General features: G+C 39.3%; 18 protein-coding genes and 1 pseudogene. 18 read left to right on the top strand and 1 reads right to left on the bottom strand.

What is annotated here, in order from left to right; translation table 11 throughout:
* The first annotated feature begins 12 nt into the window (after positions 1-12).
* The 3 genes and pseudogenes from AKA01nite_RS00180 to AKA01nite_RS00170 all read left to right on the top strand — a co-directional run bounded on the left by AKA01nite_RS00180 (position 13) and on the right by AKA01nite_RS00170 (position 4,230).
* Positions 13-651, top strand: coding sequence for a TetR/AcrR family transcriptional regulator (locus tag AKA01nite_RS00180; protein ID WP_146922611.1), 639 nt, complete (start codon positions 13-15; stop codon positions 649-651).
* The gene (locus AKA01nite_RS00175) at positions 648-2,369 is read left to right on the top strand and encodes an ABC transporter ATP-binding protein (RefSeq protein ID WP_146922609.1); all 1,722 of its coding nucleotides are present in this window, start codon (positions 648-650) and stop codon (positions 2,367-2,369) included. Before AKA01nite_RS00180 ends, AKA01nite_RS00175 begins: the two co-directional genes overlap by 4 nt.
* Positions 2,369-4,230, top strand: a pseudogene (locus tag AKA01nite_RS00170) (ABC transporter ATP-binding protein). Before AKA01nite_RS00175 ends, AKA01nite_RS00170 begins: the two are co-directional and overlap by 1 nt.
* Positions 4,231-4,511: 281 nt before the next feature.
* Here the strand turns inward: AKA01nite_RS00170 and manA are convergent.
* A complete protein-coding gene (manA, locus tag AKA01nite_RS00165) occupies positions 4,512-5,462 on the bottom strand; it encodes a mannose-6-phosphate isomerase, class I (RefSeq protein ID WP_146922607.1) in 951 nt (316 codons plus the stop codon).
* A 302-nt stretch (positions 5,463-5,764) separates the two neighbouring features.
* On the opposite strand from manA, the gene AKA01nite_RS00160 reads away from it, so the two are divergent.
* The 15 genes from AKA01nite_RS00160 (at position 5,765) to AKA01nite_RS00090 (ending at position 21,218) form a co-directional block, all read left to right on the top strand.
* Positions 5,765-6,373: a thymidine kinase gene (locus AKA01nite_RS00160; protein ID WP_146922605.1), complete on the top strand. Its 609-nt coding sequence runs from the start codon at positions 5,765-5,767 to the stop codon at positions 6,371-6,373.
* Complete coding sequence (gene prfA, locus AKA01nite_RS00155; RefSeq protein WP_146922868.1) at positions 6,366-7,445, top strand: peptide chain release factor 1; 1,080 nt, start codon at positions 6,366-6,368, stop codon at positions 7,443-7,445. Before AKA01nite_RS00160 ends, prfA begins: the two co-directional genes overlap by 8 nt.
* A complete protein-coding gene (prmC, locus tag AKA01nite_RS00150; protein ID WP_146922603.1) occupies positions 7,435-8,292 on the top strand; it encodes a peptide chain release factor N(5)-glutamine methyltransferase in 858 nt (285 codons plus the stop codon). Before prfA ends, prmC begins: the two co-directional genes overlap by 11 nt.
* A 23-nt stretch (positions 8,293-8,315) precedes the next feature.
* Complete coding sequence (locus tag AKA01nite_RS00145) at positions 8,316-9,326, top strand: L-threonylcarbamoyladenylate synthase (RefSeq protein WP_146922601.1); 1,011 nt, start codon at positions 8,316-8,318, stop codon at positions 9,324-9,326.
* A gap of 94 nt (positions 9,327-9,420) precedes the next feature.
* Positions 9,421-10,050 carry a uracil phosphoribosyltransferase gene (gene upp / locus AKA01nite_RS00140; RefSeq protein ID WP_146922599.1) on the top strand — a complete coding sequence of 210 codons (630 nt, stop codon included), beginning with the start codon at positions 9,421-9,423 and terminating at the stop codon, positions 10,048-10,050.
* 498 nt (positions 10,051-10,548) lie between these two features.
* Positions 10,549-10,779: a DUF1146 family protein gene (locus AKA01nite_RS00135; RefSeq protein ID WP_146922596.1), complete on the top strand. Its 231-nt coding sequence runs from the start codon at positions 10,549-10,551 to the stop codon at positions 10,777-10,779.
* Between the two features lie 208 nt (positions 10,780-10,987).
* Positions 10,988-12,289, top strand: a complete 1,302-nt coding sequence (murA, locus tag AKA01nite_RS00130) for a UDP-N-acetylglucosamine 1-carboxyvinyltransferase (RefSeq protein WP_146922594.1) — start codon at positions 10,988-10,990, stop codon at positions 12,287-12,289.
* 207 nt (positions 12,290-12,496) lie between these two features.
* Positions 12,497-13,483 carry a rod shape-determining protein MreB gene (gene mreB, locus AKA01nite_RS00125; RefSeq protein WP_146922592.1) on the top strand — a complete coding sequence of 329 codons (987 nt, stop codon included), beginning with the start codon at positions 12,497-12,499 and terminating at the stop codon, positions 13,481-13,483.
* Between the two features lie 38 nt (positions 13,484-13,521).
* Positions 13,522-13,710 (top strand): DNA-directed RNA polymerase subunit beta, encoded by a 189-nt coding sequence (locus tag AKA01nite_RS00120; protein ID WP_146922590.1) that lies wholly within the window; start codon positions 13,522-13,524, stop codon positions 13,708-13,710.
* Positions 13,711-13,857: 147 nt separating this feature from the next.
* The gene (locus AKA01nite_RS00115) at positions 13,858-14,181 is read left to right on the top strand and encodes a single-stranded DNA-binding protein (protein WP_146922588.1); all 324 of its coding nucleotides are present in this window, start codon (positions 13,858-13,860) and stop codon (positions 14,179-14,181) included.
* Positions 14,182-14,365: 184 nt separating this feature from the next.
* Positions 14,366-15,076, top strand: a complete 711-nt coding sequence (locus tag AKA01nite_RS00110) for a response regulator transcription factor (protein ID WP_146922586.1) — start codon at positions 14,366-14,368, stop codon at positions 15,074-15,076.
* A complete protein-coding gene (locus tag AKA01nite_RS00105) occupies positions 15,054-16,487 on the top strand; it encodes an ATP-binding protein (RefSeq protein ID WP_246116948.1) in 1,434 nt (477 codons plus the stop codon). The genes AKA01nite_RS00110 and AKA01nite_RS00105 overlap by 23 nt, the downstream gene beginning before the upstream one ends.
* A gap of 285 nt (positions 16,488-16,772) precedes the next feature.
* Entirely contained in the window at positions 16,773-18,920 is a 2,148-nt protein-coding gene (locus AKA01nite_RS00100) for an LTA synthase family protein (protein WP_146922584.1), read from the top strand.
* 124 nt (positions 18,921-19,044) lie between these two features.
* Entirely contained in the window at positions 19,045-20,223 is a 1,179-nt protein-coding gene (locus AKA01nite_RS00095) for a class I SAM-dependent rRNA methyltransferase (RefSeq protein WP_146922582.1), read from the top strand.
* A 290-nt stretch (positions 20,224-20,513) separates the two neighbouring features.
* The gene (locus AKA01nite_RS00090) at positions 20,514-21,218 is read left to right on the top strand and encodes an ABC transporter ATP-binding protein (protein WP_146922580.1); all 705 of its coding nucleotides are present in this window, start codon (positions 20,514-20,516) and stop codon (positions 21,216-21,218) included.
* Positions 21,219-21,229 lie beyond the last annotated feature (11 nt).

The following is a 21,229-nucleotide window of genomic DNA, read 5'->3' as shown; positions in this document are numbered from 1 at the left end:
GGAGGTATTCGAGTGCCTACTCAAACATTTTTTAATTTACCTGAAGATAAAAGAGAACGGCTGATTGCTGGAGCAATGAAAGAATTTTCTTCAAAATCTTTGAATGACGCGTGTATTTCAAATATTGTCAAAAATGCAAAAATTTCCAGAGGAAGTTTCTATCAATATTTTGAAGACAAAAAAGATTTGTATTTTTTTCTTATCGGCAAGTTTAGGTATAATTCTCATAATTTAATGCTTAAGAGTTTCCAGGAAAAAAATGGTGATTTTCACGAAGGATATAAACTGTTCAGTGAAAAATATATCAAGTATATTATGGAATCGGAAAAATTCGGTTTTTTTGAAAACATGTATCTCCATATGAGCTATCAAATCAACCGGGAAGTACGTGTCGATTTCAAAGGCACAGATTCTCAGCTTCCTAAAGCAAAGCGTATCGTTGATGTCGTCAATAGAGACAACATTAAGGTCAACACTGAAAACGACCTACTGGAAATCCTGAAGTATATTTTAAGTATGTTGAATGATACGATAATGGAAGGGTTCTGGAAAGAGTTGTCAGTAAAAGACACTCAAGATTTATTTATTAAACGATTGGAATGGATTATTTATGGTATTGCCATTTCAAACAAGAAAGAGGAAGAGATATGATTAGATTAGGAAAATGGATGAATCCATGGCGCATATTATTGAGTCTGGTTTTCTTATCGGTGCAGATCGTCGGGATGCTTGCTATGCCGACCATCACTGCTAATATCATTGATAATGGTGTAGCGGACGGAGATATCGATTATATTATACAGACTGGTTTTATCATGCTTGGCTTTACACTAGTTACAATTACTTCCGCTTTGGGTAATGTATATTTCGCTGCAAAAGAATCCCAAGGTCTGGGGGATAAAATAAGAAGAAAAATTTATACCATCGTTGCCTATTTCACCAACGAAGAAATCGATAAATTCGGAACATCGACTCTGATCACAAGAACAACGAATGATGTGATGCAGATTCAATTTGTAATGATGATGGTACTGCGTGTCATGGCTCTTTCTCCGCTTCTTATGATCGGAGCAGGAATCATGGCTTTTACAAGAGAACCGCAGTTAGCTTTTGTGTTTCTGATATCTATTCCGGCTTTAGGGTTATTACTGTATTTAATTTTAAGAGCAACGAGTCCGATTTTTAAATCTTTACAGTTGAAAACCGATAAACTGAATAGAGTCTTTAGAGAAGGATTGACGGGTATACGTGTCATTCGGGCATTCAATAAAGATGAATATGAAAAAGAACGTTTTGACGAGGCAAATTGGGATTTTGCATCTACCTCTATAAAAGCTTTTACACGTTTAGCGTTCATGATGCCGGCTATGACCTTCGCTATTAGTATTACCAACATCATGATCATCTGGTTTGGTTCACAATTGATCAGTGTCGGTGATATGCAAGTAGGGAACCTGGTAGCCTTTATGACTTATGCTATGCAGATTCTTATCGGAGTCATGATGTTTTCACAAGCACTTTTCTTCCTGCCGCGCGGTCAAGTTGCTGCATCCAGAGTCCTGGAAGTCATCGATACACCGAATATTATCAAAGACCCCAAAAATCCGCAGCCATTGACAAACACAAGTAAAGGGACTTTGTCCTTTGAAGATGTAACTTATCGATATCCTGGAGCGGAAAAACCTGCCTTGTGTAACATTGACTTTACATTGAAAAAAGGGGAACGTTTAGCCATTATCGGTGGTACAGGTTCCGGTAAAACCACTCTCGCTAATTTGATCCCACGTCTGTATGATATCGAAAGTGGTTCAATAAAAGTCAACGGCATAGACATTAGAGATGTCAAACAGGGCGAACTTCGACAGCTAGTAGGGTTTGCTCCGCAAAAAGCGATACTGTTTTCAGGAACGATCAGAGATAATTTAAGATATGGAAAACCAGATGCTACTGATGAAGAAATATGGCATGCTTTAGATATTGCACAAGGAAAAGATTTTGTTGAAAGTTTACCGGAAAAACTGGACGGCCATGTTGAACAAGGTGGAGGTAATTTCTCCGGAGGTCAGAGACAGAGGTTAAGTATTGCCAGAGCCCTGGTAACAGAAGGGGATATCCTAGTCTTTGATGATTCATTCTCTGCGCTTGATTTTAAAACAGATGCAAAATTGCGTGCAGCATTAGCTCCAGAAACAAAAGATACAGCTGTTGTTATCATTGCTCAGCGTATCAGTACCGTAGTCGATGCAAATGAAATCATTGTTCTCGATAAAGGGAGAATGGTAGGAAAAGGAACACATGAAGAACTTAAAGAAACAAATAAAGTATACCAGGAGATAATGGAATCTCAGCTGAAAGGAGAGGACATTTAATGGCGAAAGACACAAAAAACGCCGCTCATTTAAAAGCAAAAAGAGCCGATGATTTCTGGGGAACAACTTTGCGGCTGGTCCGTTATATGTCAACTCGTTTCTGGGGGCTGGTCGCTACATTTATTTTAGTTATAGGCGCCACCATACTGGCTACTCTAGCTCCTTATATCTTGGGGAAAGCAACTACCGAAATTTATCGCGGTCTCCAGGAAGGTCAAATGATGAGAGAAGCTGGGGAAGTGGTCGATACCTTCCCTATCGACTTCGAATATATAAAAAACATACTGATCACAGTAGCGATCGTTTATGTTACCCAAGCAGTATTCAGATATTTCCAGCAATATATCACTGCGCACATTGCCCAGAAAACTGTATATGACATGCGTAAAGACCTGAAAGAGAAAATGTCTACTTTATCAATAAGATATTATGATACACATTCTAATGGAGATATCATGTCACGAGCTGTAAACGACATGGATCAGATAGCCAACACGCTGCAGCAGACACTGACTCAGTTCATTATGAGTGTGGTACAGTTTGTGACTGTTTTGATCGTTATGTTCAGTATCATATTCAGCTTACCTTAGTTACGATCGTTACAGTACCTATCAGTTTTTTATTGATAGGATATGTCGCGCCAAAGTCTCAGAAGCAGTTTGCTCGTCAGCAGAAAAGACTGGGTACGCTAAATGATCAAGTTGAAGAAACCTATTCTGGCCACACGATCGTTAAAACCTATAATAGAGAAGAAGCTGAGATAGAGAAATTTGTCGAACAGAGTGCCAAATTGAATGAATCCTCATGGAAAGCACAGTTCTTAACAGGTATTATGATGCCTTTAGTCAGTTTTGCCCGAGACCTGGGTTATTTTGGGGTAGCGATCGTTGGAGGAATCGGTGTCGCGAATGGTACAGTATCCCTGGGTAATGTTCAAGCTTTTATCCAATATGTCAACCAGTTTTCACAACCAGTAAGACAACTCGCCAACTTGGCTAATACGATTCAAGTGACGATTGCTTCCTGTGAGCGTGTTTTCGAAGTGCTGGATGAAGAGCCAATGAAAGAAACGGAATCTGGACTGGCACCTAAAGAAAACACGGATTATAAAATCGAATTTGAAAATGTTGAGTTTGGTTATGGCGAGGATGAACTGCTAATGACCGATTTCAACCTGACAGTAAAAGAAGGCGAAATGATTGCCGTTGTCGGTCCAACAGGAGCGGGTAAATCTACACTGATCAATCTACTCGAACGGTTCTATGATGTCAAAGGCGGTAGTATTCGATATGAAGGAATAGATACCAGAGATATAGAACGGGATAAGCTGCGCAGTAAATTTTCGATGGTACTGCAGGATACCTGGCTGTTCAATGGTACGATTTGGGAAAACTTAAAATACGGCAGCCATGAAGAAAATCCTAGCGAAGAAGATATACTGGAAGCTGCAGAAGCCGCGCACGTAGATGATTTCGTCAGACGTCTACCAGATGGTTATGATACAGTGCTGAATGAGGAAGGAACCAACATTTCTCAAGGTCAAAGACAATTGATCACAATAGCGCGAGCTTTCCTTGCCGATCCAGAAGTTTTAATACTGGATGAGGCAACCTCCTCTGTTGATACCCGAACAGAGATACTGATCCAGCGTGCAATGGGCAAACTTCTGGAAAACAGAACAAGTTTTGTCGTTGCTCACCGGCTATCAACTATAAGAGATGCGGATAAAATTATAGTGATGAATCACGGCGATGTTATTGAGACTGGGAATCATGAAGAACTTATGGAACAAGAAGGGTTTTATGCTGATTTATATAACGCACAATTCCAATCGACTGATGAACAATTACAAGGTGTATAAAAAAGATGAAAATAACACGCTGTCCCTTTTCGAAAAACGAATAGAGGGTGCTTTAAAGGTGCTATTTTAAATAATAAAATATAAGCAAAAAAGAGATTGGCTACTTTCCCAATCTCTTTTTTATTTAAATCAAAATACAAAATCATAGTGGTTGCTTTTCTTTACCAAAGAAGCTAAAGGCTGTAGTTAATGAAAGGATCAAAGTCAAGGAAAGTAGTCACATAAAACTTTTTGTCAAAATGAAAAACCATCAGTTACTCTATAGAAATAATCAGAATGATTTACTTTCCGGGATGAGAAGCAATCATATGGACCGTGCCGTCAATGATCCAGTTCTCTACTGAATGCGGAAGAATAAAATGATTGCCTTTTGAGAGAGAATAAGACTCATTTTCTACCCACAACGTTCCCTCACCGTTTAAAACACTGACTAGTGTGTAAAGCCCTTCTCTTTCAAAAGCAGCTTTTCCATCTGTTTTCCATTCTTTAACAGTGAAAAAAGAATTGGATACGAGGGTCGCTTCGCTATAATCAGGCTTATTTTCTACCGTTATGTTGAGTTCTGGATCTGAATGAGGTACAGTCGTTACTGCTACGGAATCCTCTATGTGCAGTTCTCTTGTCTCGCCATTATCTTGAATACGATCATAATCGTAAACACGATAAGTGGTATCACTTGACTGCTGCGTTTCCAGGATCACAATACCGCCACCAATAGCATGGATCGTTCCACTTGGGACGTAGAAGAAATCACCGGCTTTGACCTGTTTTTTTCTAAGCAACTGATCCCACTGCCCCTTTTCTATCAGCATCATCAGTTCTTCCTTGGTTTGAGCATGATGTCCGTAAAAGATTTCTGAACCTTCCTCAGCATCGATAATGTACCAGCATTCTGTTTTACCTAATTCATTCTCATGTTCTTTTCCATAAACATCATCCGGGTGAACTTGAACGGATAAATCAGTTTGGGCATCGATGATTTTGGTAAGCAAAGGGAATACTTCTTCCTTTGCATCTCCAAATAAGTTTTTATGATTTAACCACAGCTCATCCAGTTGCTTGCCTTTGTACGGACCATTCAAAACAGTACTGGCGCCGTTTTTATGTGCACTTATAGCCCATAACTCACCTGTATGATCACTTGGAATAGAATAATCAAAGAGTGTCTTTAATTTTTTTCCACCCCAAATTTTTTCTTTGAAAACACCTTTTAAAAATAGAGGTTTCTTCATGTTATAACTCCTATCACTTTTTTCTTTAGTTTAGCACATAACTCCTCTATATGCGGAAGAAACATTAATTTATATGACGAAAATTATAAAGTTATCAGTTCAAATAAGGATAATCTTACGCTCAAAACATTTTGACCGGCTGTTTTTAAATAAAAAAGAATCACACCTAATATGGAATTCATGCTTAGGTTTACTTGTGCTTTTTGGTCTCATCACTTATAATTTATTAGGATCGAATACTTTAAAAGTAGACAGTGAAGAAGTTGAAAAGACGATACATTAAGGAAAGCAGGTAATCAGACATGGCGCAGCTTTATTTTCGATATGGAGCAATGAACAGTGGAAAATCGGTTGAAATTTTGAAAGTCGCACACAATTACGAAGAACAGGAGAAGCCAGTGGTCTTGTTCACCAGTGCGCTGGATAATCGCGATGAGGTTGGGTATATTTCCAGCCGTATCGGATTGAAGCGCAAAGCGATTCCTGTAAAAGATGACATGGATATTTTTTCTGTCGTTGAAGCACTGCCGGAAAATATTGCCTGTGTACTGATCGATGAAGCACAGTTTTTAAACAAAGCACATGTCAACCAGTTGGCCAAAATCGTTGATGAACTCTCAATACCCGTGATGGCATTCGGACTGAAAAACGATTTCAGGAATGAACTTTTTGAGGGGTCCCAGGAATTACTGCTTTTAGCAGATAAAATAGAAGAAATGAAAACGATCTGCTGGTTCTGTCATAAAAAAGCAATTATGAATCTGCGGGTTCATGAAGGAAGACCTGTTTATGTAGGAGAGCAGATTGCTATCGGCGGGAACGAATCTTATTATCCAGTATGTAGAAAACACTATAATAATCCTTTAATAGACTGTGAAGAAGAGAGAGGGAACAAGAATGAGTATGTTTGACCGATTAGAAGAAGTGGAAGATCGTTATGATGAACTGAATGAACTGCTCAGTGATCCTCAAGTCATAAGCGACACTGAACGCTTTATGAAGCTAAGTAAAGAAGAGGCGAATTTAAGAGAAACTGTGGCATCTTTTAGAAAATACAGAACGATTGTTTCTGAACTGGAAGATACAGAAGAGATGCTGAAGGATTCTCTTGACAGTGAAATGGAAGAGCTTGCTAAGGAAGAACGTGATGACCTTCAGGAACAGAAAGAAAAACTTGAAAACGAACTAAAAATCATGCTGCTTCCTAAAGATGAGAATGATGAACGAAACATTATCATGGAGATCCGGGGGGCAGCAGGCGGTGATGAAGCCCAGCTATTCGCAAGTGATTTGTTTGAAATGTATCAGAAATATGCTGACGGCCAAGGGTGGAAGACGGAAGTAATGGATACCAGTTTTGGAAACTCCGGTGGTTTTAAAGAAATAACACTGATGATCACAGGAACGAATGTGTATTCAAAATTAAAATATGAAAACGGGGCCCATCGTGTGCAGCGTGTCCCGCAAACAGAATCTCAGGGGCGTATTCACACGTCAACAGCTACAGTCGTTGTTATGCCTGAAGCTGAAGATGTTGAGATAGATATCGATGAGAATGATATCAGAGTAGACATTTATCATGCCAGTGGGGCAGGCGGACAGCACGTCAATAAGACGGCTTCGGCAGTTAGACTGACTCATGAGCCGACAGGGATCGTTGTGGCTATGCAGGATGAACGGTCACAGCTTAAAAATAGAGAAAAAGCGATGAAAATACTGCGCTCACGAATCTATGACAAAATCACTCAGGAAGCACAAGCTGAAGTGGATGCAGAAAGAAAATCAGCAGTAGGGACAGGCGATCGTTCTGAGCGGATTCGTACGTACAATTTCCCTCAAAGTCGTGTGACTGACCACCGTATCAACTTGACAATACAGAAACTGGATCAGATTTTGTCAGGTAAGCTGGATGAAATCATTGAACCTCTTTTGATGTGGGAAACGTCCCGAAAAATGGAGCAGCTGAAGAACAATGAATACTGAAACGTTTAAAGAAGCAACAACGTATGCGGAAGTCCTCTCCTGGGCTTCTTCTTTTTTAAAACAAAATAAACGGGACCCTAATATCGCCAAATGGTTGCTTCAGGAGCGATTTGGCTTAACTCTGACGGATTTTGTCAGCTGCCAGAATAAAATAATGCCAAAACAAGCCCGGGATCGATATATCAAAGATATCAAAGAAGCGGGAAAAGGAAGACCACCGCAGCAAATCGTCGGCCATGAGTGGTTCTATGAGAGAAAGTTCATGATAACAAACGCAACACTTATTCCCAGGCCAGAAACGGAAGAATGGTTTCACAGATACGTTAAAAATCTGCCGGAACGTCCTCTACGTGTTTTGGACATAGGGACAGGTTCGGGCGTTCTTGCTGTCAGTCATAAACTCGAGCGTCCGCAAGATGAAGTTATTGCTGTGGATATCAGCCAGACAGCCCTTGATGTTGCCAAAATGAATGCCCACAGGCTCAACGCGGATGTCACCTTTCATCTAAGTAATATGATGTCAGATGTTTCTGGGGAATTTGATCTGATTTTATCCAATCCTCCTTACATCAGTCAATCTGAAAAGAGTGTGATGGATGAATCGGTTATTGATTTTGAACCGCACATTGCTCTATTTGCACAAGAAGATGGCCTTTTCTTTTACAAGAAAATAGCCGAACAGTCAGTTGAAAGATTAAGGCCAGAAGGATGTATGATTTTGGAAATCGGTTATAGACAAGGTCGACGATTAAAAGAGATGCTTCAAACCTATTTCCCAGAGGCTGACATAGCTATAAGGACTGATTTTAATAATAATGACCGGACGCTCCATGTCAATAAAGGATAAGCAATAGATAGAAGGAGATAAACATGCAGACAGATTTTCTTGAAGTCAGCCAGTTAGACTTAGCTTCAAAGTATTTAAAAGAAGGAGAAGTAGTGGCGTTCCCAACTGAAACAGTATATGGATTAGGAGCAGACGCAACAAACGAAACCGCGGTCAAAAAAATATTCAAAGCTAAAGGACGGCCGGGGGATAACCCGCTGATCATTCATATTTCTTCTTTAGAACAATTAGAAAATTATGTTGAAGCTGTACCTGACACAGCCAGAACCGTTATCAACCATTTCTGGCCGGGGCCTTGTACACTTATATTAAATAAAAAAGGACCGATCGCTTCATCCGTATCAGGAGGACTTGAAACGGTAGCCGTGAGAATGCCGGATCATCCTCTTGCTTTAAAACTCATTGACCGTGTTGGGGTACCCTTAGCTGCACCCAGCGCGAATACTTCAGGAAAACCAAGCCCAACGAATGCCAGCCACGTCAAAAGTGATCTGAATGGTAAAATAAGAGCAATCATTGATGGGGGTGAGACAGGAATAGGTTTGGAATCGACCGTCCTTGACTTAACTGATCCGGCTAAACCGACCATACTCCGACCGGGAGGCGTCACGGTAGAAGAGCTTAGAGCGGTACTGGGGGAGGTCTTTGAAAACAACCCATCAGAAAAGTTGGAGTCAGCACCTAAATCTCCCGGCATGAAGTACAAGCATTATTCACCAGAGAAACCTGTCTGGATTTTGCCTGCCCGCTTAGATGAGGCAAAGAAGGTTATAGATAAATTGGAAAAAGACGGTGAGACATTAGGCGTGCTGACAAGCAGTAACTGGCTGGAACGATTAAAAACTGACCAGAGAAAAGGGTTGTCATTGGGAGAAATAAATCAGCCACAGCAGGCTGCTGCCAGACTATTCAAGTCATTAAGAGAAATGGACGAAGAAAATATCACGGCTATCGTGGTTCAGCCATATAATAAAAAAGGAATCGGTACAGCTTACATGAATCGACTTGAAAAAGCGGCAAGCCGGATTCTATGATTACAGGATACTGAAGCATGATTTTTCTGGAAAGTTCTGTAAACTTTCTGTACAATAATAAAAGAGATAGAAATGGATATAAAGGAGCCTGATCATGGGAAACTTTCAAGTTATAGATCATCCGCTTATACAGCATAAGTTGACGATTTTAAGAGATAAAAATACAGGTACGAAGTATTTTCGTGAAGTTGTTAATGAAATCGCACGTTTGCTGGCTTATGAAGTCTCAAGAGAGATGCCGCTGCGGGATGTTGAAGTTGAAACACCGATAGTAAAAACGGTACAGAAACAATTAGCAGGTAAAAAGGTCGTTATCGTTCCTATTTTAAGAGCTGGATTAGGAATGGTCGATGGCATGCTGGATCTCATTCCTGCAGCTAAAGTGGGTCATGTAGGGATGTATCGTGACCATGATACAATGGAACCGGTCGAGTATTTCATAAAGATGCCTTCTGATTTATCAGAACGGGAACTCTTAGTTGTCGATCCTATGCTGGCCACAGGTGGTTCTGCTGTAGCGGCTATCGATGCACTGAAAAAACGTGGTGCAACGAACATCAAGTTTGTCTGTTTAGTAGCAGCACCAGAAGGGGTCAAGGTGTTACAGGATGCCCATCCGGATGTTAATATTTATACTGCTTCTTTAGATGAAAAATTAAACGAAAAGGGTTATATTATACCCGGATTAGGTGACGCTGGAGACCGATTATTCGGTACAATGTAATCATGAAAAAACAGGAAGATCAGAAGCGAAGTATCTGGCCTTCCTGTTTTATTTTGTCTAGATTTATCTGGAGAGCTTTTTTACAGTCTCAAATCCCATGTATAGTGAGACCACGGTAGGCGGTGTGTCTTCCGGGAGGCTGAGCTTAAATGTTAATTTTGTTTAAGTCTATATCATTTCCAACACACTTCCTATTCTCATCAAGGACTTTAGGTGACTATTATTAGAAAAGCGTCCAGATCCAGACCTCATTATTTACACCTTTTCAGTTATTAAAAACAAGGTAGTTATCAATCTTTCTCGCCTTCACAAAGCGACAGAGGTTGTGTTTAGAAATACTTTCCCCACAATTGCTTGTTGTAACATCAATAAACTATGGACGAATAGTATAGATTTATTTTTTACATTCATTACTGATTCTGTTTTATTTCTGTAACATGCATAACAAATGAAATATATGAGAGTTTATGCTACTATAATTACGAAAGGATGAAACGTATGCCACTTGTCGTGATGCAGTCTTTGATAAATCTTGTCTCACATGTATTTTTCATATTTGTAGCTTTTTGGTCGATGCAGGCTTTAAAGACTGATGTGTCAATAAAAAAGAACCATATTCCGCAAGCACGGACGCTGTATATCGTTGTTTCAATAGCTATCGGTTACACAGTAAGCAACTTTTTTATCGATTTTATTCTTTCGCTGCAGAACATATTTTTCTTATTTTAAGGCTGGCGTGAGCCGTAACAAAACAGCTTCACTGTCACAAAGATGTCATGAAAGATAGGAGGATATTATGTTCCTCTTCAATAAACTTTCTGATATACTATATCAAGTGTGTTTAGAACAGCACTTATTTTGAGATGTTATTATTACTAACTTTTTAAATCAGACATGAGATAGGGAATCACTGGAACAGGAAAATGGAGGACATAGAATGGAGAAAATTATAGTAGGTGGGGGGAAGCAGCTAAAGGGATCTGTTAATATAGATGGAGCGAAGAATGCTGCACTGCCCATTTTAGCGGCTACACTATTAGCGAGTAAAGGATCAAATGTTATAGATAATATACCACTTCTTTCAGACATTTATATTATGAACGAAGTACTGACACATTTAAATGTTGACGTTAGCTTTGATGAAAAAAATCAGACGATCGAGACAAATGCTGAAAAGGAATTGAATGCGGAAACGCCTTTTGATTTCATGAGCAAAATGCGGGCATCTATCGTTGTCATGGGACCATTACTTGCAAGGAACGGTTATGCGAAAGTTGCTTTGCCTGGTGGATGTGCGATAGGCTCTCGTCCTATCGACTTGCATTTAAAAGGGTTTGAAGCAATGGGTGTGAATGTGACTGTCGGGAATGGCTACATTGAAGCCTCTGTAGATAAATTGAAGGCTGCTCATATTTACTTGGACTTCCCAAGTGTCGGAGCCACCCAGAATATAATGATGGCCGCAACAATGGCTGAGGGGACCAGTGTGATCGAAAACGTTGCACGGGAACCGGAAATCGTTGATTTAGCTAACTTCCTGAACAGAATGGGAGCCGAAATCATTGGTGCCGGAACAGATTCTTTACGTATCAAAGGAGTGAAATCACTCTCTGGAACAGACCATTCTGTTCTTCCAGACCGTATCGAAAGCGGTACGTTCATGGTGGCTGCAGCTATCACACAAGGCGAGATCTTGATCAAAGATGCAGTTAGTGAACATAATAAACCTCTTATTTCCAAGTTAAGAGAGATGGGAACAACATTTATAGACTCGACTGAGGGACTTAAAGTGATCGGCCCGGAGAAATTGGTCCCGACAGATGTCAAAACACAGCCCTATCCTGGTTTTCCAACAGATTTACAAGCACCTATGACTATTGCTCAGTTAACAGCTGAGGGAACGAGTATTATGAGAGAAACTGTCTTTGAAAATCGCTTTATGCACATGGAAGAACTTCGTAAAATGAATGCCTCATTCAAAATAGACGGACAGAGTCTCATTATACAAGGTGGAGTGACACTGCAGGGTGCAGAAGTTTCTTCAACAGATTTGCGTGCATCAGCCGCACTGATATTAGCTGGCCTTGTATCAAAAGGACATACTCAGGTGACCCAACTCCACCATTTAGATAGAGGATATTCCAGGTTCCACCATAAATTAAAAGCATTAGGTGCTGATATCGAACGAATCAATGAAAAAACAAAAGATACAAGCGGAAATAAAGTAGTTTCTGCTTAAATAGAAATAGTAAGAGAACGGAGAAAGAAGCCTGGCTTCGTTTGCCGTTCTCTTTTTCTTATGTCCAGTGATGCAGAGCAAAAGATAGGAAAAGCAATTAAGTGTTGCTCTTTTTTTAAATCTTAAGTATCATTAGTAGAGAAAAACTATTTTTAATAAGCATCCCGAAAAGATTGACAGTTAATAATAGGTGAGAGGAGAAACACGATGGCTAGAGATATTGGCATCGATTTAGGAACAGCAAATGTGCTTGTCCACGTAAAAGGAAAAGGTATTGTTTTAAATGAACCATCTGTTGTCGCTTTAGACACAAAAACAAACGACGTTCTGGCAGTTGGTGAGGACGCTTATATGATGGTGGGACGAACACCAGGAAACATCAAAGCGATCCGTCCGCTGCAGGGTGGTGTCATAGCTGATTTTGACATTACTGAAGCAATGCTGACATATTTCATTGATAAATTAAATGTAAAAGGCTTTTTATCCAAACCGAATATACTGATCTGCTGTCCGACGAATATTACAGCAATCGAGCAGAAAGCGATTATAGAAGTCGCTGAAAAGAGCGGCGGTAAAAATGTGTATCTCGAAGAAGAACCAAAGGTAGCTGCCATTGGCGCAGGAATGGACATTTTTCAGCCAAGCGGCAATATGGTTATCGATATTGGTGGAGGAACCAGTGATATTGCTGTATTGTCCATGGGTGGAGTCGTAACCAGCCGTTCTATCAAAATTGCCGGTGATACTCTTGACAATGATATTACACATTTTGTCAAGAAGAAACACAAGCTGCTTATAGGAGAGCGGACAGCTGAAACAATAAAGAAAGAAATCGGCGTGATGTATGATCACGACCGTAACGATGAGATGGATGTCAGAGGAAGAGACATGGTGACAGGTCTACCACGCACGATCACCATCACTTCTCTTGAGGTTCTTGAAGCGACTAAGGAGTCGATAGGAATCATTGTTGAACAGGCAAAAGCTGTTCTTGAACAGACCCCTCCTGAATTATCCGCAGATATTATTGATCGGGGCATCATCCTCACAGGGGGCGGCGCATTACTGGATGGCATTGAGTTGTTATTTGCCGAAGAGTTGAAGGTGCCTGTATTCAAAGCAGAAAACCCGCTGGATTCTGTTGCGCTTGGCACAGGGATCCTTCTTGAAAATCTGAAAAGCAGAAGAAGATAAGAACAGTTTAAGTCATGAATTGAATGAGGTGAATCCTTGTGACCTGGAAAACAGTTTTTAAAGACATACTTATATATATCCTGAAAATTCTTGTGGTTATTTTATTGATTGCTGCAGCCTTCATAATAGGCACCATGATTGGATACAGTGTCATTGGTGGAGCCGGAGAACCGATGGATGTATTCAATCCTGAAATTTGGCAGAATATTTTAGATTATATTTTTTAAACACTCACAAAAGAGCAATTTACGGAAAGATGTTAATTTTTCTGTAAATCGCTCTTTTTTTTCGTGAGAAATTTTTTCTTTTAACAATATTATAATTAGAGGAAAGGGTCTTTTTTTTTCCTACTAAAACTAGAAAAGAGGAATCACATGAATACAGTTGCATTAGTTGGAAGAATAGTAAAAGAAATTGAGTTAAGAAATATAGGAGAGGACAGATGTGTGACGAATAATGTACTGGCAGTGAGAAAGCCATTCAAAAAAGATGGAAGCTCTGATGCAGACTTTATCCCATTCGTTACTTGGGGGAAAAAAGCGGAAATTATGGAAAAGTATTGTGGAAAAGGGGATCTTATAGCTCTTAATGGAAAAATGCAGTCCCGTAAGTATCAGACACACGAGAACGAAACAAAATTTGTCGTGGAAATGCTGGTCGAAGACATCGAATTTATTCAAAGAAAAGTAAAAAAGTAATTTATTCCAAATGAGCTGTGCAGGGTATGCTGTCAGGTTTTCACTTTGAACCGGTACATATCCTGCACTAGTCATTTTACTGTCACAAATGAAAAGATTTCTAAGTTTCATGCATTGATTTACACAAAAAATTCAACTATGGTATGTATAATAAGATTGAATCAACTAAGAGAGAAGGAAAATTATGCATATTTTAATGATTGAAGATAATGAATCCGTATGTGAAATGATTGAAATGTTTTTCCTGAAAGAAGAATGGGAAGCAACCTTTGTTCATAATGGGAAAGAGGGTTTAAACATATACCTTGATTCTCCAGATAAATTTGATTTGATTATATTAGACATTATGTTGCCTGACATGGATGGTATAACTATCTGCAAAGAAATCAGAAAAGAATCTCAGACCATTCCAGTTATCATGTTAACTGCTAAAGATTCTGAGAGCGATGAAGTGATTGGTTTGGAAATTGGAGCGGATGATTATGTTACAAAACCGTTTAGTCCCTTGACGCTCGTTGCACGAATAAAATCTCTTTTAAGACGAGTAAGTCACAGCGATTCTCTGGCTGCTGATAACATAACATATGACATCGAGACAGAACATTTGAAAATGGACCGCACGACTCGTGAAGTCAGCTTATATGAGCAACCGCTAAATAATTTGACACCTAAAGAGTTTGACTTGCTGTTCACCTTGGCAAACAGTCCAAGACGCGTGTTTTCGCGCGAACAGCTGCTTCAACTGGTTTGGGATTATGAATATTTTGGAGATGAGCGGACAGTCGACGCACATATAAAAAAATTAAGGCAGAAAGTTTCTGAAAATGGACCGCAAGTGATCAAAACAGTTTGGGGAGTAGGTTATAAGTTCGATGATACCAAAACGATTGAATAAAATGAAGCTCCCTTATTTCTTTCAACAGTTTTTAGGTTTTTTAGCTGTGATTGTTCTTTTAATGACAATTACGATCATTTCATTAGTGCTTTTTGGCAGGAGAACAGCTTTAAATGATACAGAAAGCAGATTGTTCAGTTATGCTGAATCTGTTATTGATGAAGACTTGAATCCTACTCAGCTGGATACGATACGTCGTGTCCTGGCTGAGCAGGAAGTCTCTTTTTTTGTGTTTGACGATGGAGGAAGGATTCTGTATCCGAATCTTCCTGATAATTTTCGAGCTAACGTTGATGATGAACAGCTGGATCAGCTGAAATCAGGAGAACGGATTTCTTTAACTACACACAGTGAAGATTTGTTAGGGAACCCTAGTGAAACAACTCTGGTCTACTTACCTTATTTCAATGAGAATGATCAGAACTTTGCGGGATTTATTACAGTGACTGCACCAATCAGTCATATCAATCGTCAAATGAGAGAATTAAAAGGCAACTTATTTAATGCGTTCCTTATTTCAGCTATTGCAGCTATATTTATGAGTGTGATTTTCGCGCATTATCAGGTGAAACGGGTCAATCGGTTGCGTAAAGCAGCGCATAAAGTGGCAGGCGGCAATTATAATATTCAACTCGAACACAATAAACGCGATGAAATAGATTTTTTAACTCGAGATTTCAATCGAATGGTGATTGCCTTGAAAGAATCACAGGACGAAGTATTTAATCAAGAAGAACGAAGAAAAAGTTTTATGCAGGATGCTGCCCATGAGATGCGCACACCATTAACAACGATCAATGGCTTGCTTGAAGGCTTGGAACATGATGTAATTCCAGAAAATCAGCGGTTGCGCAGCATCAAACTGATGAGAAAAGAAACGCGGAGACTGATTCGTTTAGTCAATGAAAATATGGATTACGAAAATATCCGTTCCAATCGTATCATTTTAAGTAAGCATCATATCCCACTGGCTGAAATCGTTGAAGAAATAAGTGAACAGATGAAAGAGATCATTAAAGAATCTTCAAACGAACTGATCGTTGGTGAGATGGAGGGATTGTATGTTTATGCTGACTATGACCGATTGAAGCAAATCTTGGTCAACTTAATCAAAAATGCTTTGCAGTTCACACAAAATGGTACGATTAAAATAACAAGTAAAAAAGTTGCTGAAGGTACCGAAATAGCCATCAGAGATACAGGGATCGGTATGACTGAGTCTCAAATGGAAAACATATGGGAAAGATATTACAAAGCAGATCTATCTCGAACCAAAACAAAGTTTGGAGAGTCTGGTTTAGGATTGGCGATCGTCCAGCAACTAGTACAACTTCATCAGGCCAGTATTACTGTGCAAAGTGAACCCAACGAAGGAACAGCGTTCACCATTACGTTTCCAGACAAAGCATAAAAAAGAATTAGACTTGTCATTGAGCGAATAGATACTAGATAACTAAGTTTTGATGGTATTATCCGTAAATATTCGATCAGCCTAACTAAAAGAGCAGATTTTAAAATTATCGACAGTAAAATAGACAGGGCTGGGGACATTTGACCCAGCCTCGTCTATTATGAAGATATTAGTATTGATTACTAACCCTTATTTCCATTATAATAAGGGTTAGTTTAAATGGAATAAAAAATTCTGTGATCAATGAAAACTATTTTCAAAAAAATAAAAAAAGAAGGACTTACTATGTTTAAAAAGAAGCAACTTTTCAATAAAAGGAATATGTTATTCGGTATAGTCAGCTTACTATTCTGGATTAAAACATACGCCGCGTACTGGATCGAATTCGAATTGGGTGTGTCCGGTTTTGTTCAGCATTTCCTGCTTTTGATAAATCCATTGGCAATAACACTCATATTCTTTTCTATTTCTCTTTATTTCAAGAAACCTAAAACATCATTTTTTGTCTTGCTGGGATTACTACTTTCGGCAACGCTGCTGCTTTACACCAATGTACTCTATTATAGAGAATTTTCAGATTTTCTGACAACCAACATTCTAGTTGGTTCCAATAATGTTTCCAAGGGAGTCATTGCTTCAACTTTTGCGATGATGAGACCCTGGGACTTCATTTATTGGTTTGACGTCTTTTTACTGATAGGCATGTACATCCGCAAACAGAAGAGTATTTTGAAATTTTATAAAAAGCCAGTGAAAAAACGTGAAATTTTTGCTGTTACTGCATTAGGATTAGCGCTTTTTGCAGGGAATCTGACTTTGGCGGAAATAGATCGCCCACAGTTGCTGACTCGAACCTTTGACAGAAATTATATTGTTAAATATATGGGTCTGAATTTCTTTGCTGGCTATGATCTTTTCCAAACAGCTCAAAACAGTCAGATCAGGGCAAGTGCAGACGAAACTCAATTAAATGATATTATCGATTTCACCAGGGCTAACTATACAGAACCCGATCCACAATATTTTGGTGCAGCTAAAGACCGAAATGTGATCGTCATTGCGATGGAAAGTGTGCAGCAGTTTGTGATCGATTATGAATTAGAGGATGAAACAGGAGTCAAACACGAGGTCATGCCTTTTGTCAACAGCCTGTTTCATAACAAAGACTCCTACAGTTTCAGCAATTTCTTTCATCAGACAGGACAGGGAAAATCAAGTGATGCAGAAGTTTTAGCTGAAACATCACTATATGGATTATCAGAAGGCAGTGCGTTTCAAACGCTGGGATCAACCAATACTTTTCATGCGGCTCCGGCCATTTTAGAGCAAAAAGGGGACTATACCTCTGCTGCTTTTCATGGGAATGTGGGTTCTTTCTGGAACAGAACAGACACTTACCGAAATTTTGGATATGATTATTTCTTCGATTCATCCTTTTACAATGTATCAGGAGACCGATCGCTGGAATACGGCCTGAAAGACAAATTGTTTTTCAAAGATTCTGTCGAATATATCGAGCAGTTACCGCAACCTTTTTACACTAAGTTCGTGACGGTGACAAATCATTTTCCATATCCTTTAGATGAAAAAAACCAGGGGTTCCCCTTAGCACAAACATCTGACGATACAATCAATCAGTATTTTGCGACAGCTAATTATCTCGACCAGGCTATCGAAGAATTCTTTAATTATCTGAAAGCCAGTGGTCTGTATGAAGACTCCATCGTTGTTCTTTACGGGGATCATTATGGCATATCGAATATGCGCAACCCGCGTCTAGCCGAATTAGTCGGTAAAGAGAGAGAAGAGTGGAATGAATACGATGATGCGCAAATGCAGCGTGTCCCTCTGATCATGCATGTTCCAGGTGCAGGAAATGGTAAAGAGTTTGAGACTTACAGCGGACAAGTAGATATGCTGCCGACACTTCTTCATTTGCTGGGGATTGAAACAGATGAGTTTTTATTTATGGGACAGGATCTGCTGTCTGGCGAACATGACAATACAGTACCACTCAGAAATGGTCGTGTTATGACTGAAGACTATACATTTATCGGTCAAACTGTTTATGATAAAGATGGCGTAGATATTACAGAAGAACTTTCTGAAACAGAAACGAAAGAACTTAAGGAACTCCGTAATGAAGCGAGAGAAGAATTAAGACATTCTGATGAGGTCATGATGCTTGACTTGCTGCGTTTTTATTCGCCAACATCGATTCAAGGTTATGAACCTAATGAATATATCTATGCTGATCAGCTGGAAAACTTGAAAGCTGAAGACGGGAAAACATTATTAAAAGAAAGAAAAGGATTATCCAGTGAAACACTTTATGAATCAGATGCACCTGAGCTGATCGATGAAATGAATTTCAATGCTTTTATTCAGACACTGGATCCTGAGATAAAGCCTAAAGTAGATAAACTGAATTAAATCTGAAAAGTGGACGTACAGCCAATCAGCGTCCACTTTTTAATTGTTATATTTCTTTAGATAACATGGATATATGCTGTACTAGTTGTGATTTTAAAAATGTAAGGACAAAAAGGAGCGCGTCATGAACGTATTAAAAATAAAAGAATTAGCAACGGATCGAATTTCTAAGGGGTTTCCTCTTCTCCTTGAGCTCGATTTTATTAATAAAGATGACCTTGTTGAAGGTGAATTCGTCAAATTGGTCGATAGACACAACAGGTTTGTTGCCTATGGTTATATCGGAAAGGAAAGAAAAACGATCGGATACGTTCTTTCTTTGAATGAATCCGATCAGATAGATGAGGCATTTTTCAGCAAACTATTTAAAGCTGCTTATGACAGACGGACAGCATTTTATGCTGATGATCAAACAACAGCCTTCCGTTTCTTTAATGGAGAAGGTGACGGAATCGGTGGATTAACGATAGACTATTATGAAGGGTATTATGTTTTTTCATGGTATAGCGAAGGCATATATCAGCATAAAGATATGATCATTCAGGCATTCAAGCAAGTGATCTCTGATTTCAAAGGGATCTACGAAAAATATCGTTATCCCAAAGCTCCTCATAAAAGTCGGTTCATTGAAGGGGAAAAAGCTGTTGAACCCCTTGTTGTTAAAGAGAATGGTATTCGTTATAATATTTATCTTGATGAGGGCTGGATGACAGGTTTATTCCTTGATCAGCGCAGCGTAAGAAGAAAGATAATGGAATCATGGGGATTAGGAAAAACGTTTCTCAATGCTTTCAGCTATACTGGAGCTTTTTCTATTGCTGCAGCGATGGGGGGCGCAGTGAAAACAGTAAACGTGGATGTCGCCAACAGGAGTAAAGAACGAACTAAAGAACAATTCCAGGTCAATGGATTAGACAGCGAACAACATGAAATCCGGGTCATGGATGTCTTCTCATATTTGGATTATGCACAGAAGCACCGTTTGGTATTTGATCTGATCGTTTTAGATCCTCCGACGTTTGCACGGACTAAAAAGAGAACCTTCAGTGTAGACAAGGATTACACTGAATTAGTCAAAGAAGCAGTCAAAGTTCTTGCGCCGGGTGGTTTAATCATTACTTCTACCAACGCATGGAATGTAACGAGAGATGGTTTTTTTGAAGACGTCAATCAGGCATTTGAGGAATTGAATGTTGACGCATATCTCTTAGAGGAATTCGATTTACCGGAAGATTTTCCCGTAAATAAACACCATCCAGAGTCAGATTATTTAAAAGTGTTTGCCTTAGAAAGAGCTAAATGATCGTAGGGGGAGGCTGGACAAAAAGTCCAGCCTCTTTAACGTCTATCGATATTCCATTATAAATGATTTTAAAAGATTGAACTTTTTCTGCTTTTTGGCTAGATAAAGACTTCAGTTTTCTTGGAGTGATGTACACAAGTGACACAGCTTTAAAAATGTCTTGGCGTCTATTTTGTTCAAGATATGATTTATTATTGAATTTTTACTGAAGATTTCGAAAATATAGCCTTTATTGAAACGTGTATGATAAAATAACTAGATAGGAACAAGTATAGAAGGGACGAATAAATATGACAGCTTATATAACAGTAAAAGATGAAATCAAGCGTTACAAGTCAGGAGAAACGGAAGTTGTTGCCAACGATGGCATCACTTTCGATATAGAGAAGAATGAATTTGCTGTGATCGTTGGTCCCAGTGGTGCTGGGAAAACGACGGTTTTAAATATTCTAGGTGGAATGGATTCAGCTGACGAAGGGGATGTCATCATAGATGGAACGAACATCGTCGGTTTCAAAGAAAAACAGTTAACGGAATATAGACGTAACGATGTGGGATTTATTTTCCAGAATTATAACCTGATCCCTAACTTGACTGCTAAAGAAAACGTTGAATTAGCCGCGGAAATCTCGCCTAATGCACTGGATGCCGAGGAGATCCTCATTAGTGTCGGGCTAGAAGACCGGATGGATAATTTCCCCGCCCAACTGTCAGGTGGAGAACAACAGCGTGTGGCTATCGCCAGAGCACTGGCTAAGCAACCTAAACTTTTACTTTGTGATGAGCCGACGGGGGCTTTGGACTTTGAGACAGGAAAAAAAGTGCTGGATTTACTGAGCCGGTCTAAGGATGAATTTGGTGCGACAGTCGTTGTTATCACACATAACCGTGCTATTGCTCCAATGGCTGATCGTGTGATCGACATAAAAAACGCAAAAGTAAGAGATATTACAGTGAATGAACATCCACAATCAGTTGAATCGATTGAATGGTAAAATATATAGGA

The organism is Alkalibacterium kapii (genome assembly GCF_007988865.1).
GTDB classification, from domain to species: domain Bacteria; phylum Bacillota; class Bacilli; order Lactobacillales; family Carnobacteriaceae_A; genus Alkalibacterium; species Alkalibacterium kapii.
Note: the sequence above shows the minus strand (reverse complement) of the source record. Positions and strands in the feature narration are given on the sequence as shown.

Coding starts and splice junctions, on each gene's coding strand:
- AKA01nite_RS00175 (WP_146922609.1), top strand. CDS start 648: ATGATTAGATTAGGAAAATGGATGAATCCATGGCGCATATTATTGAGT.
- manA (WP_146922607.1), bottom strand. CDS start 5,462: ATGAAGAAACCTCTATTTTTAAAAGGTGTTTTCAAAGAAAAAATTTGG.
- AKA01nite_RS00160 (WP_146922605.1), top strand. CDS start 5,765: ATGGCGCAGCTTTATTTTCGATATGGAGCAATGAACAGTGGAAAATCG.
- prfA (WP_146922868.1), top strand. CDS start 6,366: ATGTTTGACCGATTAGAAGAAGTGGAAGATCGTTATGATGAACTGAAT.
- prmC (WP_146922603.1), top strand. CDS start 7,435: ATGAATACTGAAACGTTTAAAGAAGCAACAACGTATGCGGAAGTCCTC.
- AKA01nite_RS00145 (WP_146922601.1), top strand. CDS start 8,316: ATGCAGACAGATTTTCTTGAAGTCAGCCAGTTAGACTTAGCTTCAAAG.
- upp (WP_146922599.1), top strand. CDS start 9,421: ATGGGAAACTTTCAAGTTATAGATCATCCGCTTATACAGCATAAGTTG.
- AKA01nite_RS00135 (WP_146922596.1), top strand. CDS start 10,549: ATGCCACTTGTCGTGATGCAGTCTTTGATAAATCTTGTCTCACATGTA.
- murA (WP_146922594.1), top strand. CDS start 10,988: ATGGAGAAAATTATAGTAGGTGGGGGGAAGCAGCTAAAGGGATCTGTT.
- mreB (WP_146922592.1), top strand. CDS start 12,497: ATGGCTAGAGATATTGGCATCGATTTAGGAACAGCAAATGTGCTTGTC.
- AKA01nite_RS00115 (WP_146922588.1), top strand. CDS start 13,858: ATGAATACAGTTGCATTAGTTGGAAGAATAGTAAAAGAAATTGAGTTA.
- AKA01nite_RS00110 (WP_146922586.1), top strand. CDS start 14,366: ATGCATATTTTAATGATTGAAGATAATGAATCCGTATGTGAAATGATT.
- AKA01nite_RS00105 (WP_246116948.1), top strand. CDS start 15,054: ATGATACCAAAACGATTGAATAAAATGAAGCTCCCTTATTTCTTTCAA.
- AKA01nite_RS00100 (WP_146922584.1), top strand. CDS start 16,773: ATGTTTAAAAAGAAGCAACTTTTCAATAAAAGGAATATGTTATTCGGT.
- AKA01nite_RS00095 (WP_146922582.1), top strand. CDS start 19,045: ATGAACGTATTAAAAATAAAAGAATTAGCAACGGATCGAATTTCTAAG.
- AKA01nite_RS00090 (WP_146922580.1), top strand. CDS start 20,514: ATGACAGCTTATATAACAGTAAAAGATGAAATCAAGCGTTACAAGTCA.